Raw genomic sequence first — 13,609 nt, forward strand, 5'->3', positions numbered from 1 at the left:
CTTAACGGAGAAACCACCATGCTGCGCAGTCTCGTTGTGTTGTCCCTGGCGTTGCTGCTCGGCGCCTGTTCGAGCAATAACGTCCAGCAGGATTTCGACGCCGGTCGCGATTTTGCCGGCTATCGCACCTGGGCCTGGCAGGAGCCGGCCTTGCAATACCGTCCGGACGATCCACGGATCAAGAGCGACCTCACTGAACAGCGGATTCGCCAGGCGGTCGAGCAGCAGCTCGATCAACGCGGCTTGCGCCTGGCCCAGGGTAACGCTCGTGCAGACCTCAAGCTGCGCGCCTACCTGATCGTCGAGCAGCGCCAGCAGCAGATCACCACCAACTATGGCGGCGGCTGGGGCGGTTACTGGGGTGGCTATTGGGGCGGGCCGATGTACAACGAAACGCGCAACGTCGACTACAAGGTCGCGACCATTCAGGTCGACATGTTCGACGGCCGCGATGACAAGCTGGTCTGGCGCGGCAGCGCCGAGCAGATCATGAACCGCTACCCGCCAAGCCCGGAAGAGCGTAACCAGGCGATTCAGAAGACCGTCGACCAGGTCCTCAGCCAGTATCCACCAGGCCGCGCCAAATAGACCTGAGCGCCACAGGTTCGCCTGTGGCGCATCATCCGCTGCCATCAAGGCAACTCGCCATCACCTTGACTACACTCCTGACACCGCCGCCACGCTGCATGGCTGAAGGTCGGCAAAGGAGTGCCTGTGGGTACGCGTTCTGCCCTGCGCCAACGCGGCGCAATCGGCCTGATGGCGGCGATGACGCTCGGCCTGGCGTTGCTGTTTCTGTTGTTGGTAGTCGACAGCGGCAGACTCTATCTTGAGCAACGCAAGTTGCAGCGGATTGCCGACATGGCGGCGCTGGAAGCCGCCGGCCAATCCGCCGTGTGCACGGGCAGCGGCCCACAAGCCAGCGCCATTGCCCGCGCTGCGGCGACCCGCAACGGCCACTTGCCGGAGGATCCGCTGCAGGCGCTTTGTGGCTACCTGCAGACCGGCGCCAACAGCGTGCGCGCCTTTACCAGCAACAATGCCCGTGCCGAAGTGATCAAGGTTGATGTCAGCCATACCGTCACTACCAGCATTGCCGGCGGCGTGTTCGCGCTGGTGCGCAACGGCCAGCTGCCAGCCACCTCGACCTTGCGCGCCAGCGCCGTGGCGGCCAAGCCCCTCCCCGCCCAAGCCATGCTGCGCATTCGCACTACCCTGGTTAACCTGGATTCGCGACAGTCGAGCTTGCTCAACGGCCTGTTGAGTGCGCTTGGCAGTACTGCACAACTCAGCCTCGCCGGCTGGCAGGGTATCGCCGACACCAACATCAACCTGCTCAAATACCTCGATCAGTTGGCCATCGACCTCAAGGTCAAGGCCGGCGACTACCAGCAACTGCTCAACGCCGACGCCACCCTGAGCCAGTTACTCAACGCCGCCGCCAAGGTCTTGCAGCAAGGCGGCGCTGCAGTGGATGTAGTGACCAATCTGGGCAATCTGGCGGCCGGCAGCGCCAACGGTACCCTGCTCAATCTGGGCGAACTGCTGAACATTAAGAACGGCACCGCCCAAGCCGGCCTGGATGCGAACATCCAGCTGCTGCAAATGGTGCAGGGGGTGATCCAGCTGGCCGCCAGGGACAGCGCGGTTACCGCCGATCTGCCGCTCAGCGTGCTGGGGCTGCTCAACGGCCGCGTGCGCATCAAGGTGATCGAGCCGCAGCAGATCTCGGCAATCGGCGACCCGAGCAAGGATCAACTGGCTGTTCACACTGCGCAGATCCGGGCCCTGATCTCCCTTGACCTGCCGCTGCTGGGTGGCATCGCCGGGCTGCTCAATGCAGTGCTCGACCTGGCCGCGCCGTTGACCAATATCCTCAACAACCTGCTCAGCCTCAATCTGTCCGGCACGCTGCAATCGGTAGGCTGCGCACTCGGGATACCGTGCAAGGTCAGCGACATCAAACTGCTCGAAGACAAGCTGCACATCGACATCGGCCTGGAAGTGGCCGAGGCCAGCGCGATGCTCACGCCCACTGCGGCGGATGCGTTCAGTTGCTCACCCAAGAGCCTGAAAACAGCGTCGCGCAAATCAGCGGTAAAAATCGCGGTTGGCAAATTCGATACCCCTGAGACTTTCTTCACCCAAGGCACCACAGCAGTCAAGGCGCTGCCGCTGATCGACATCGGTACCAACTATTGCAGCCGCCTGCTGATCCTGCCGCCCTCGTGCGGCACCCGGGTGCCGTATGCCGGTGGCGGCATCGGTGTGCGGGTCAACAGCAAGGTTCTCGGCAGCGGCCCGCTGGACCTGCCGTTGTTGTTCAAAGCCAGCAGCGAACCGCCGAACATCGGCCTGGCGCCGGCATATCTGCCGTTGGCGGACACCCTGGTGGTCGCTAGCCTCAGCGACACCCTCATGGGGATTCATCTGGAGGCCTACAAGCCCACCAGCAACAGCGCCCTGGGCGACATTCTGGTGCTGACCGCCGGCCTGCTCGACGGCGTCAAGCTGCTGCTGGAGCCGGTGATCAAAAGCCTGCTCAGCCCCCTCCTCGATCCATTGGTCAACGCCCTGCTGAAGGTACTCGGGATCGACCTCAACAACGCGGCCGTGGGCGCCAACCTGACCTGCGCCGGGGGCCGCGCTCAGCTGATGCTGTGACATGGCAGGCGAATACAGAAGCAGGCACCGTCGCCCTGATTGCTCACCTGCAGTCTGCCGCCCATGGCGCTGACGATGCCATGACTGACCGACAGGCCAAGGCCGGTACCGACGCCGGCAGGCTTGGTGGTGAAGAACGGTTCGAAGATGCGCTCATGCAGCTGGGGATCAATGCCGCCGCCGTTATCCTGCACCCACAGCACTACGCTGCCCGGCTCAAGGCTCTGGTGCAGGCTGATCGCCGCGTCGCGCCGCCCCAGCCCGAGCAATGCATCGCGGGCGTTGACCAGCAGGTTGATCACCACCTGTTCGAGCTGATCCTGATGGCCAAGCACTTGTGGCTGCTCATCTGGCACGCTGACCTGCACGCTCACGCCTTTGCCGCGCAGGCCTTCATCGAGCAACGCCACCGCAGCAGTCACTGCAGTCCAGGCCGGGAACCACTCGCGCTCTACCTCCGAGCGCCGGCCGAACACGCGCATATGGTCAACCAGCCGCGCCACGCGATCGGTCTGCGCCTCGATTCGGCGCAGCTTCTCCAACAGGTAGTCGGTTTCGGCCAGGCCGCTTTCCACTCGCTTGATGGTGTTGACGGTGGCCATCCGGATGACATTGAGCGGCTGATTGATCTCGTGCAGCAGGCCGGTCGCCAGTTCACCCAAGGTCGCCATCTTGGCCCCTTGCAGCAGTTGCTGCTGGCTACGCCGCACTTCGGTGTTGTCGCGCCCGACGGCCTGGATTTCCAGCAGTTGGCCGTGCTCGTCGAACAGGCCGCGGTCGGCCCAGATCCACCAGGCGTGCTCGCGGCCGGGCAGCTGCAGACAGATTTCGCTGCTGCTCAGCGGCTGCTCCGGGGTCAGCTGCCGCAGCCGCTCGACAAACGCTGCGCGCTGCGCCGGCGACAACCACTGCCCCAGATCCATCCCTACCAGTTGCTCCGGCGTGCATTGCAGGTAGTCGGCCAATGGCCGGTTGCCGAACATCAGGCTCAGGTCAGGCCGGTAGCGGCAGATCATCGCGGGCGAGTCTTCTACCAGCACCCGATAGCGCTCTTCGCTCTGGCGCACGCGCTCAGCCGCTTCGGTGGCCTCGCTGACATCCAGCCACAGGCCGACCACTTCCAGCGGCTGGCCGAGGTCATCACGCAGCAAGCGCGCTTCATCAAGAATCCAGTGATAACCGCCGCGGCTGTCGCGCAGGCGCACGCGGCAGCGGGCCTGGCCCTCGCGCAGCAGGTCGCGGGTGCGTTGCAACCACAGCGCATGATCATCCGGGTGCACGGCCAGGCCAGGCTGGCGCGCCTGCTCGCTGTCGGCCGCCCAGCCAAGCATGGGCTGCAAGCTGGCGCTGAAGAATTCGCTGTGCAGCGCGCCGTCGCTGCAGCGCTGCACATAGATCACTGCCGGCGAGCTGGCGATCAGGTTTTCCAGCCGGGCCCGCGCGGCGCTGGTTTGCAGCTCCTGGGCCTTGAGCGCACTGACGTCGAGGATGAAGCCGCGCAACTGGCGGCCCTGCAGTTGCCCTGCCCAATGCAACCAGCGCGGTGCGTCAGTGCCCGGCAGGCGCAGGCTCACACTCAGCTCGCGGCCCGCCCAGGCTTGCTCAAGCGCCAACTGCAGCGGTTCGCGGTCGGCCGGATGCAGCCGCGCCAACCATTGCTCCAGGCTTACTTGCGCAGGCAGCTCAAGGCTGGCGGCAAGGCATGGGTCGAGCTGCAGCGGGCCATTCAGCGACCACTCCCACCAACCCGCGCCCAACTGCTGCTGCAGCTGCTGCAGATGCCGCGCCTGATGCACGCTGCGGGCGTGGTGCAGGTGGCCCAGCAGCGGTTGCAGCAGCGCCTGCATCAGGGCCTGTGCTGGCTCACCGTGCAGCGGCGTGGCGACACCGGCGCACAGCAGCCAGGCTTGCACCTGCGGCCCTTGCCGATAAGGCAGCAGGCATAGGCCGGGGTCGGCACACAGCGCCTGCAACTCGGCAGACGCAGGGCCATCGAGCAAACCCTGCGCGGGCAACTGCACCAACCACGGCTGCAAACGGCTGGGGTCAGGCCAGGGCCAGGTTGCGTCACTGCGGGCGTAGCTGCGCCACCGTTGATCGTCGCAGAGTAACAACTGCAGCGAGGCCGCTTGCCAGTGCTCGGCCAGGCGCTGCAGTTGTTCGCTGACGGTTTGCTGCAGATGCGCTTCACTGCAGTCGCGCAGGGCACGGCTGATATCGGCTGCAAGCTGCTGCTCGACCTGTTGCTGCTGCGTGCTGGCGTGTTCGTGCAGCAGGTCACCGATATCGAACAGCTGCAGCATCCAGCCCTCGCTCTGGCGCAGCAGCCAGCCGCGGGTGTGCAATGGCTGGCCAAGCACGCCATGAAAATCCAGGTCCAGTGGCTGCCCTTGCCAATCGGCCGGCGCCCCTTCGATCACCAGCCAACTGCGCCGCTGCAGGTAATCGTGCAGTCGCCCAGCGCCCGGCGCGGGCAAAGCGAGCACGCTGCGCAGCGGGCCGCCCAGGCGCAATACCCGCGCTTGATCGTCCAGCCAGACCTGCAGGCCGATCGGCAGCGGTGGATGATAGTCTGCGGCCGGCTCGGCCGCCGTGCGCCAACGATCGAACAGGCCGCTCATAATTGCAGGCTCGCTTCGGCCTTGAGCCGCGCCGGCAGGCGTGGCACCTCGCCGATCAAGGGCAAGCGCAGCACCGGCACCAACGCGGTGAGGCGCTCACGGGGATAGTCGATGGTCACCGTCAGCAGCTTGTTCGCCGCCAGGCTGACCTGGGCATCGGTGGCCGAGCGAAAGCCCAGCGCCGCCGGCATCCACGCCAGTTGCTGGTCGATAGCCTGACGGGCAACGTTTTGCACATCAGTGGCATACGAGGCACTGGTGGGGTCGAGGGCCACACAGCGGCGTACCGCCTCGCTGCTGGCCTGATTGAACGATTGCAGCATGAGCATCGGTAGCGCATAGCTGACCAGCCCGTAGAACACTGCAAAAAACACCATGAATACAGCGACAAATTCGATGGCTGCTGCGCCTTTTTGCCGTCCCGCCGAGCCTGCTTGCATGTTCGCGTCTACCCTGACTATGAAACCTGCCTCTGAGCATAGAAGTGTTCAACGAATAGGGATGGCGATTTGCCAATGCACAGCATAGTTGTCTTGATGTGGCTGGCCTTGTGTACTGAACAGGATGTCCGTGAACGGCAGATTTCCAACACGCTCACCCTGGGCGTGGCTGCCTGCGCCCTGGCCTGGCTGTTCGCCACCGGCAAGAGCTGGATCGGCGCCGATGCCAGTGAAGCCGGCTGGGCCCTGGCCATCGTCATGCTGTTGACCTTGCCCGGCTATATGCTCGGGCGCTTCGGCGCGGGCGACGTCAAGCTGATGGGCGCCCTGGCTCTGGCCACCAGTCATTACTACGTACTCGGCACCTTCATCGGCGCCGGCGTGGCTGTGTTGCTCTGGCTGCTGACACGTCGGCGGTTGTGGAGCCTGCTCAATCCCAAAGTGAAAAAACGCTTGCAGATCCTCGCCGAACAGGTTGGCGACAAGCAGCCATTTGCCCCTTACGTGCTGGTCGGCTTCCTCCTGGCATCTGTATGGATCCAATAGCGCGACCTGCTGTCGCATAAGTTGTACAGCCTTTGTACATAATCACGAGGTCAGCCTACTTTCTATAGGACGAGCAGGTCTGGCATTGGAGCGGCACATGTTGAACAGGGAGTTGATCGTGAGCAAATCGGTAAGCGAGGTAAAAATACTGGTAGTCGACGACCAGCCGATAATCGTCGAAGAGTTATGTGAGTTTCTCGAGGAGCAAGGCTATGTCTGTTTTGCCGCTCACTCGACGGCTGAGGCGCTGGAGCGTTTCCAGGCCGACGATGGCATCGGCCTGATCCTTAGTGACCTGCACATGCCAGAACGAGATGGTATCGAACTGATGCGCGCACTCAAGGAGCAGGCCGGGCGCCAGCGCATGTTCGAGGCGATAATGCTGACCGGCCGCGCCGACAAGCAGGACGTCATCCGCGCCCTGCGCGAAGGCTTTGCTGACTACTACCAGAAACCCATGGACCTGAACGAGTTGCTGACGGGGGTACGCCGGCTGGAGCAGACCCTGCTGGAGCGGCGGCGCAACTTCCGCGAGCTGGGCACGTTGAATGAGCGTCTGCAGTATCTGGCCGACTCGATCGATGACCTCTATCAGGACCTGGAAAAGGCCCGTGGCCAGGGTGTGCACCGCCGCGCTGGCGATGCGCCGGAAAGCGAGGGCGAGCTGCCGGCAGTGTTCGACAAGCTGTCGCCACGGCAGATGGAAGTGGCCAAGCTGGTGAGCAAGGGCAAGACCAACTACCAGATTGCCTGCGAGCTGGGCATCACCGAGAACACGGTAAAGCTGTACGTCTCGCAGGTGCTGCGCCTGACCCACATGCACAACCGCACCCAGCTGGCGCTGGCCCTGACGCCGCGTATGTCACCACTGCACCAGCGCTTCACGACCCACTAGTTTTTCTCGGAGCTGACCTTCTCCCAGCGGAAGAAGTCCGGGATCTGATACTTGTAGCTGTCCAGCCAGCGCTGCATGGACTGGTCGCGTTCGCGAGCAGTCTGCTGCTGGGGCCTGCTCGACGCCTGCTGATTGCTCGACTGCACCCGCAGCAGTGCTTCGGTGGCAGTCTCGGCTGGCGGCGGATAGGTGGTTTCAGCCGCCAACGCGTCAATTGGGAAGGCGATGCAGGCAAGCAGGATCAACGATTTGAGCATGACGACTGTCTCCATATAGGCCGGTTGCCAGCGCCGCTGGCGTTGGCGATCAGCTGAGTGGCGCCCGCGCAATGGCCTGCAACTGCTTGGCCCGCGCCTGGGCCTCGGCGAACTGCTGCGGCTTCAGGCGCAATCGAGCGACCAGATCAGCCGCCTGCTGCCAGTTGTCCTGCAGCAGCGACAAGGTCACCAGGTTGACTGCTGGCAACTGGTTGTCGTCCTTGAGTTCCAGCGCCGTGAGAAACTCGAAGCGGGCCTGTTCATGCCGGCCCAGATTCATCAGTACCACGCCCAGGTCATTGCGCACCTTTTCATCGGTCGGTGCCAGGCGCACGGCACGCTGCAGGTTCTGCAGCGCCTGCACATCATCGCCGCGGGCCGAGGCCAACTGGCCCAGACCATGCTCGCCCTCGGCCGCCAGGCAGCCGCCGAGCAGGCTGCGGTACAACGGCTCGGCTTCGCTGCGACCAAGCAGGCGCGACACCTTGGCCTTGCGCAGGCGCACCTGGGCAAGGCTGTCAGGCAGCTCCTGCAGGTGCGCAAGGCTCGCGTGCGGGCGGCCTTCATTGAGCATTTCATCGGCAAGGTTCAGCGCCAGTTGCTGGTCAGCGTCCGGCTTGGCGCAACCGCCGCTGCCGAGCATCTGTGCCAGGCCGCCAGGCGCTTGTCCGGCGCAACCACTCAGGGCGAGCACGCCCAGCAGTACCATCAATCGCTTCATCAGCCCTCCCCTCACGAGCCCAATGCCCGTGCCAACGCAGTCAAACCCGGCCCCGCCAGCACGATCAGCAAGGCCGGAAACAGAAACACCATCATCACTGCCGACATCTTTGCCGACATCTTCGATACACGCTCTTGCAGGCGTGTCAGGCGCCGGTCATCGAGCAGGGTTTTCAGTGCCAGTAGTGACTTCAACGCACCGCTGCCCTGTACCAGCAGCTGGCGCAGAATCACGCAGGTGTCGCTGAACTCGTCGACGGCCAGCAGGTTAGCGGTTTTCTCCAGCTCGCCAGCCAGGGTCAGACCGGAGTCGACCCGCTGCAGAATCAGGCGCAACTCTTCGCTGATCTGCGGCACCAGCGTGCGGCCTTCCTGGCTCAACACCCGTAGCGCCTGCTCGACGGTCAGCCCGGTCTCGAAGAGGATGCGCAGCAACGGGATCAGCAAGCTGATTTCGTGGGCGATCCGCTGCTGACGACGCGCGGCGGCCACCGCCAGAAATCGCTTGGGCAGCAGATAACCCAGGCCCAACGCGCACAGCGGCAGCACCAGCCAATGACCAGCCCAAACCCCGTCCACGCCATGCTGCAGCAGCAGCGCCAGCACCACCGCCAGCAGCGGCAGACCCAGTTGCACCGCCGCAAACAGTGCGCGCTGGCGGCTGCGGCGCCAGCCCAGGCGATCGAGCAAGGTCTGGGTTTCGCCATCGAGCTTTTGCAGGCGCCGGCCCAGGCCACTGCTACCCAGCCATTGCAGCCAGTCACCAAAACGTTCTTGCCGCGCCAACTGGCCCTGCAAGCGCCGGGCAATCAGCAAGCGCGTGCGCAGCCGGCGCAGCAACTGCGCAGCCAGCAGCCCGCAGCCGGCCAACAGGCACAGCGCGCACAGCAGCCAGGCCGCGCTCACAGGCTCCTCATCATGCGCCACAACACCAGGCAGCCGAGCAACTGCAGGGCAAATGCCAGCAACAACAGCATCTGGCCCTGACTGTCGCGCCACATGCCCAGCAGGTAACTGGGATTACCGAGCAAGAAATAGCCGACCATGGTCAGCGGCAGCGCGCCGAGAATGCATGCCGTCACGCGGGTTTCGCCGGTCATTGCCTTGAGCTGGCGTGCGCCCTGCTCACGCTCGCGGATCAACTTGATCAGGTTTTCCATCAACTCGCTGGCATTGCCGCCGTACTGCTGATTGATGCGCAGGCCCATGGCAAACAGGCGCAGCTCGGCCTGGTCATACAGCTCGGCCAGCTCGCTCACGGCAACGTCCAGGCTCACCCCCAGGCGCACATTGCGGCGCACCCGCTGCATGGCCGACTGCAACGGCTCGCGCGTACCATCGATACCGCCGAGCACAGCGTCATTGAGCGTGCGGCCGGCCTTGAGGCTGCGCACGCTGTAGTCGAGCAGGCCGGGCAGTTGCTCGATGATCAAACGCACCCGGCGCCGATAACGCCAGCTCAGGTACAGCCGACCCAGCACAGGCACACTCAGCGCAAGCATCAGTGCCGCCGTCCAGCCCGCTGCCAGTTGCGCGACGATCACCCCGGCCAGCCAGCCCAGCAGCCACGGTTTGGGGTTGAACTGCGCGGTGTCGAAACCTGCGCGTTGCAGCAGTGGATCAAACCAGTCACGGCGGGCCTTGCTGCTGTGCACGGCGCGAAAGGCGCGGCCCAGGCGCAGCAAGGTGCGCTCTTCGCCGCGCTTGTACAGGCCCTGGCGCAACAGCAGCAGTGCCACCCCCAGCAGCAGGGGCGACAGGGCCAGCAGCAGCGCCCCGCTCACAGCACACCGTCGTTGCGCAGCTTGGCCCCGGCGGGGTTCGGCGCATCGCGCAAGAACACATCGCCGCCGCGCCGGTCGAGGCGGAACAGGGTGTTGGTGACGTAGACGTCGTCGCGCACCCCGACCACTTCCAGCACCTCGCTGACACAGCGCCGGCCATCGGCCAGGCGGGTCAGCTGGATGACCACGTCGAGCGCGGCGCAGATCATCTGGCGCAGGGTCTTCTCGGCAATCTGCCGACCACTCAGGCCGACCAGCGTCTCCAGCCGCAGCAAGGCGTCCTGGGCGGTGTTGGCGTGCACCGTGCTCATCGAGCCGTCATGCCCGGTGTTCATCGCGGTCAGCACGTCGAGCACTTCGCCGCCCCTGATCTCGCCAAGCAGGATGCGGTCCGGGCGCATGCGCAGGGCGTTGCGGATCAGCTCGCTGGACTTGATCTCGCCATGCCCTTCGACATTCGGCGGGCGCGTCTCCAGGCGCACCACATGGGGGTGATGCAATTGCAGTTCGGCCACATCCTCGATGGTCACCAGACGCTCCTGCGGTGCGATCATTTGGCTGAGGATATTCAGCAGGGTGGTCTTGCCGGTACCGGTACCGCCGCTGACGAGGATATTGCAGCGCCGGCCCACCGCCCGTTCGAGGAAGTCGAAGATGGCCTGGTCGATGGCCCGAGTGGCGAGCAGGTCGGCGCCCTTGAGCATGTCGCTGCGAAACTTGCGAATCGACAGGCACGGCCCATCCAGCGCCACCGGCGGGATGATCGCGTTGACCCGGCTGCCATCCGGCAGGCGCGCATCAACCATTGGCGATGATTCATCCAGGCGCCGCCCGAGTGGCGCAAGAATGCGCTGCATGACCCGCTCGACATGCTGCGCATCGATGAAGCGCAGGTCGGTCAATTGCAGCAAACCGGCGCGTTCGACAAATACCCGGTGCGGCCCGTTGACCAGAATTTCGGTCACGCTGGGGTCGCGCAGCAGCACCTCCAGCGGGCCATATCCGGTCAGCTCATCGACCAGTTCCTCGGCCATGCGCTCCATTTCATAACGCGAAAGGGCCAGGCGCAGGCGCGCGACATAGTCGCCGACCTGCTCGTAGACGAACTGGGTCAGCGCCGGCCGGGCGCCTTCGAGCAGGCTACGGCCGCTGTCTTCGATGCTGTCGATCACATGCCGGTGCAGGGCGCGCTTGAGCGCCTGCGGCTCAGCTGCAGCATGGCGTGGCCCGCCGAACAGTTCGTCGCCGCTCATTTGCTCCACCACAGGCGGCGCAGCCAGGTCAGGGTCGGTCGCTCAAGGCTCTCGGAGCGATGCGCCAGGCGCTCGCCAAGGCTGTGCAAGGCTTGCGTGAGGGCCTCGCGCGGGGCCAGCTCGAACAGGCTCAAGCCCTGATTCTTGGCATTCAGGCGCAGCTCCGGGCTGTACGGCAGTGCCTTGAGCAGCGGTAAGCCATAGCGCTTGGCCAGGGCATCGGCATCCGGCGCCAGGTTACGCAGGTAGCAGTCGACCAGCAGGCTGGCGTGCTCCAGCTTGATGCCGCGGTCGCGCCATTGATCGAGCACGTCCAGGTTGCGCCGGCAGTCGAGGATGTTCTGGTCGGTATACACGATCAGCTTGTCGCAGTGGCTGATGATGGTGCGCAGGGCTTCGCTGTCGGCCTGCCCGGTCAGGTTGACGACGATATGCTGAAAGTGCTGGCGCAGGGCGCTGAGCAGCATGTACAGCTCGGCGGCGCTGGTATTACGCAAGGGCTCGTCGGTGTCGGCGTAGGCCAGAATGCGCAGACCGCTGTTGTCACGGCTGAAGGCGCTGTCGATCAATGAGGTGTCGAGGCGCCGCAGGTGGCGCAAGGCGTCGCCAAAAAAGAACGAGGCTTCCAGCCCGAGCAGCGCCAGGCTGTCGCCACGCGGCAGGCCCAGGTCGAGCAGCAGGGTCTGCTGGCCGCTGTCTTGGACTACCCGCGCCAGATGGGTGGTGAGCAAGGCCCCATCAGCGCCGCGCTGAGCACCATAGAGCACAGTGAGGCCGCCCAGGCTGGGGTTGCTGGACACCGCCGGCAGACGTTTGCCGAGGCGCCGCACCAGCCCGGCAACTTCACTCGAGCGCGAGCCGTAGGCAACGAAGTCACGCGCTCCGGCGCGCATGGCGTGCAACACTAGCTGGTTGTCCATGCCGTCGCCAAGGGCAACGATGGCCAGCATCGGCTTGGCCTCGAGTACGCCTTCGATCAGCGCGCACTGGTTGACCAACTGCTCACGGTCCAGGCCGATGAACACCAGGTTGCTGAAGGTCACGTCGACCAGTGCCAGCAGTTCATCGAGGCTGCCGCCGCTGGTGCCGATGACCTGGCCGAGCGGTGCCAAGGCGCCCTGCAACCAGTGCAGGTCTTCTTCATTGCGGGTGATCGCCAGGTAGGTCTGGTTGAGGCTGTCAGTCATCGTGATAACCCGCTACGGCCGTCGAAGTTGCCGTTTTCCATGAAAAACAAGCGGCCCCAGCTGGGGTCGTAACTGCGCAGACTTTCGCCGGGCAGCTCCGGAAGTCGGGCGTTGGCGGCCAGGGGCTGGACCAGATGGGGGGTGACGATCATCAGCAGTTCGGTCTCTTCACGCACCAGTGCCGACTGACGAAAGAACGCACCAAGCACAGGCAGGTTGCCGAGTCCTGGCAGTTTGTCTACAGAGGAGCGGGTATTGCTGCTGACCAGCCCGCTGATGATGAAGCTCTCGCCATCGGCCAGCGAAATGCTGGTGTCGGTACGCCGCACACTCAGCCCGGGCACCAAGGTACCGGCGATATTCACGGCATTGTTGTAGTCCAGCTCGCTGACCTCGGGTGCCACCTTGAGGGTGATGCGATCGCGGCTGACCACCGTCGGCGTCAGCGCCAGACGCACGCCGAACTCCTTGTACTCGATCGACACGTTGTCGCTGCCGGCGCTCGGCACCGGGATAGGGATTTCGCCACCGGCGAGAAAACTTGCGGTCAGGCCGCTGAGCACGGTCAGGCTGGGACGGGCCAGGGTGTAGGCGAACCCGCTGTTTTCCAGCGCGCTGATGGCTGCCAGAAAGCGGCTGCTGCCGCCACCCCAGACGATGTTGAAGACATTGTCGTTGAGCGGGATCAGCGGCCGCGCCACCGGCACGTTGCCCGGCGAGACATTGACGCCCGGCACACTGCCTGGCGAGCCGATCAGGCTGTTGTTCGATCCACTGAAGAACAACCGCGCGCCGGCTTCCTTGTATTTGCTGCGATGCACTTCGACAAAGCGGATGTCGGCCTGTACCTGGATCGGCAGTTGCTCATCCTGCGAGGGCAGCGCCATGTCCACCGAGGCACTGCCTTTGACGAACAACATCGCCCGGTGCGGCGTCGCCGCGCAGGCAGTCCACAGCATCAGGCTGGTGCTGCCAGGCGCCAGCGCCGTCAGCAATACCGCGCGCGGGCCGCTGGCCTGCACGTCGGCCACCTTGGGTTCGCCGACGGCCACCCGGCTGATGGCCAGCGGCAGGCGCAGCTCCTGCTGCAGGCCTTGGTCCATCTCGATCACCGAGGGCAACTCGGCCACCGCGGCACAGCCTTTGTCAGCCGCTTGCGCACAAGGCGCGGCGCCGAGCAGCGTCAACGCCAGGCACAACGGAGTGAATAACCGCGAGGAACTACGCATGGCTGCATCCTTG

13 protein-coding genes are annotated in these 13,609 nt (G+C 64.6%); 4 read left to right on the forward strand and 9 right to left on the reverse strand.

What is annotated here, in order from left to right; genetic code table 11:
• The first annotated feature begins 18 nt into the window (after positions 1–18).
• Both M2396_RS08895 and M2396_RS08900 read left to right on the forward strand, forming a co-directional pair.
• The gene (locus M2396_RS08895) at positions 19–588 is read left to right on the forward strand and encodes a DUF4136 domain-containing protein (RefSeq protein ID WP_181089664.1); all 570 of its coding nucleotides are present in this window, start codon (positions 19–21) and stop codon (positions 586–588) included.
• Between the two features lie 126 nt (positions 589–714).
• Complete coding sequence (locus M2396_RS08900) at positions 715–2,664, forward strand: pilus assembly protein TadG-related protein (protein WP_259074282.1); 1,950 nt, start codon at positions 715–717, stop codon at positions 2,662–2,664.
• Here the strand turns inward: M2396_RS08900 and M2396_RS08905 are convergent.
• Positions 2,649–5,285 carry a PAS domain-containing sensor histidine kinase gene (locus tag M2396_RS08905; RefSeq protein ID WP_259074284.1) on the reverse strand — a complete coding sequence of 879 codons (2,637 nt, stop codon included), beginning with the start codon at positions 5,283–5,285 and terminating at the stop codon, positions 2,649–2,651. The two genes, M2396_RS08900 and M2396_RS08905, sit on opposite strands and share 16 nt — an antisense overlap.
• The gene (locus tag M2396_RS08910) at positions 5,282–5,725 is read right to left on the reverse strand and encodes a TadE/TadG family type IV pilus assembly protein (protein WP_150571461.1); all 444 of its coding nucleotides are present in this window, start codon (positions 5,723–5,725) and stop codon (positions 5,282–5,284) included. The genes M2396_RS08905 and M2396_RS08910 overlap by 4 nt, the downstream gene beginning before the upstream one ends.
• 75 nt (positions 5,726–5,800) lie before the next feature.
• Between M2396_RS08910 and M2396_RS08915 the strand changes: the two genes are divergently transcribed.
• Positions 5,801–6,271 carry a prepilin peptidase gene (locus M2396_RS08915; RefSeq protein WP_150571460.1) on the forward strand — a complete coding sequence of 157 codons (471 nt, stop codon included), beginning with the start codon at positions 5,801–5,803 and terminating at the stop codon, positions 6,269–6,271.
• 97 nt (positions 6,272–6,368) lie between these two features.
• The gene (locus M2396_RS08920; protein WP_101316126.1) at positions 6,369–7,166 is read left to right on the forward strand and encodes a response regulator transcription factor; all 798 of its coding nucleotides are present in this window, start codon (positions 6,369–6,371) and stop codon (positions 7,164–7,166) included.
• Here the strand turns inward: M2396_RS08920 and M2396_RS08925 are convergent.
• The 7 genes from M2396_RS08925 to M2396_RS08955 are packed head-to-tail and all read right to left on the reverse strand — an operon-like array spanning position 7,163 to position 13,596.
• Positions 7,163–7,423 carry a DUF3613 domain-containing protein gene (locus tag M2396_RS08925; protein ID WP_101316124.1) on the reverse strand — a complete coding sequence of 87 codons (261 nt, stop codon included), beginning with the start codon at positions 7,421–7,423 and terminating at the stop codon, positions 7,163–7,165. The two genes, M2396_RS08920 and M2396_RS08925, sit on opposite strands and share 4 nt — an antisense overlap.
• Positions 7,424–7,472: 49 nt before the next feature.
• A complete protein-coding gene (locus M2396_RS08930) occupies positions 7,473–8,144 on the reverse strand; it encodes a tetratricopeptide repeat protein (RefSeq protein ID WP_150571459.1) in 672 nt (223 codons plus the stop codon).
• 11 nt (positions 8,145–8,155) lie between these two features.
• Complete coding sequence (locus M2396_RS08935) at positions 8,156–9,049, reverse strand: type II secretion system F family protein (protein WP_188035266.1); 894 nt, start codon at positions 9,047–9,049, stop codon at positions 8,156–8,158.
• Positions 9,046–9,927: a type II secretion system F family protein gene (locus tag M2396_RS08940; protein ID WP_101316120.1), complete on the reverse strand. Its 882-nt coding sequence runs from the start codon at positions 9,925–9,927 to the stop codon at positions 9,046–9,048. The genes M2396_RS08935 and M2396_RS08940 overlap by 4 nt, the downstream gene beginning before the upstream one ends.
• Positions 9,924–11,180, reverse strand: coding sequence for a CpaF family protein (locus tag M2396_RS08945; protein ID WP_150571458.1), 1,257 nt, complete (start codon positions 11,178–11,180; stop codon positions 9,924–9,926). The genes M2396_RS08940 and M2396_RS08945 overlap by 4 nt, the downstream gene beginning before the upstream one ends.
• Positions 11,177–12,367 carry a pilus assembly protein gene (locus tag M2396_RS08950; RefSeq protein ID WP_259074291.1) on the reverse strand — a complete coding sequence of 397 codons (1,191 nt, stop codon included), beginning with the start codon at positions 12,365–12,367 and terminating at the stop codon, positions 11,177–11,179. The genes M2396_RS08945 and M2396_RS08950 overlap by 4 nt, the downstream gene beginning before the upstream one ends.
• Positions 12,364–13,596, reverse strand: coding sequence for a type II and III secretion system protein family protein (locus M2396_RS08955; RefSeq protein WP_188035263.1), 1,233 nt, complete (start codon positions 13,594–13,596; stop codon positions 12,364–12,366). The genes M2396_RS08950 and M2396_RS08955 overlap by 4 nt, the downstream gene beginning before the upstream one ends.
• Positions 13,597–13,609: the final 13 nt, after the last annotated feature.

This window comes from Pseudomonas sp. BIGb0278, assembly GCF_024809895.1.
Taxonomy (GTDB): domain Bacteria; phylum Pseudomonadota; class Gammaproteobacteria; order Pseudomonadales; family Pseudomonadaceae; genus Aquipseudomonas; species Aquipseudomonas shirazensis.

Bases quoted from the DNA above. Each gene is read 5' to 3' on its own strand.
- M2396_RS08895 (WP_181089664.1), top strand. From the start codon at position 19: ATGCTGCGCAGTCTCGTTGTGTTGTCCCTGGCGTTGCTGCTCGGCGCC.
- M2396_RS08905 (WP_259074284.1), bottom strand. From the start codon at position 5,285: ATGAGCGGCCTGTTCGATCGTTGGCGCACGGCGGCCGAGCCGGCCGCA.
- M2396_RS08910 (WP_150571461.1), bottom strand. From the start codon at position 5,725: ATGCAAGCAGGCTCGGCGGGACGGCAAAAAGGCGCAGCAGCCATCGAA.
- M2396_RS08915 (WP_150571460.1), top strand. From the start codon at position 5,801: ATGCACAGCATAGTTGTCTTGATGTGGCTGGCCTTGTGTACTGAACAG.
- M2396_RS08920 (WP_101316126.1), top strand. From the start codon at position 6,369: ATGTTGAACAGGGAGTTGATCGTGAGCAAATCGGTAAGCGAGGTAAAA.
- M2396_RS08925 (WP_101316124.1), bottom strand. From the start codon at position 7,423: ATGCTCAAATCGTTGATCCTGCTTGCCTGCATCGCCTTCCCAATTGAC.
- M2396_RS08930 (WP_150571459.1), bottom strand. From the start codon at position 8,144: ATGAAGCGATTGATGGTACTGCTGGGCGTGCTCGCCCTGAGTGGTTGC.
- M2396_RS08945 (WP_150571458.1), bottom strand. From the start codon at position 11,180: ATGAGCGGCGACGAACTGTTCGGCGGGCCACGCCATGCTGCAGCTGAG.
- M2396_RS08950 (WP_259074291.1), bottom strand. From the start codon at position 12,367: ATGACTGACAGCCTCAACCAGACCTACCTGGCGATCACCCGCAATGAA.
- M2396_RS08955 (WP_188035263.1), bottom strand. From the start codon at position 13,596: ATGCGTAGTTCCTCGCGGTTATTCACTCCGTTGTGCCTGGCGTTGACG.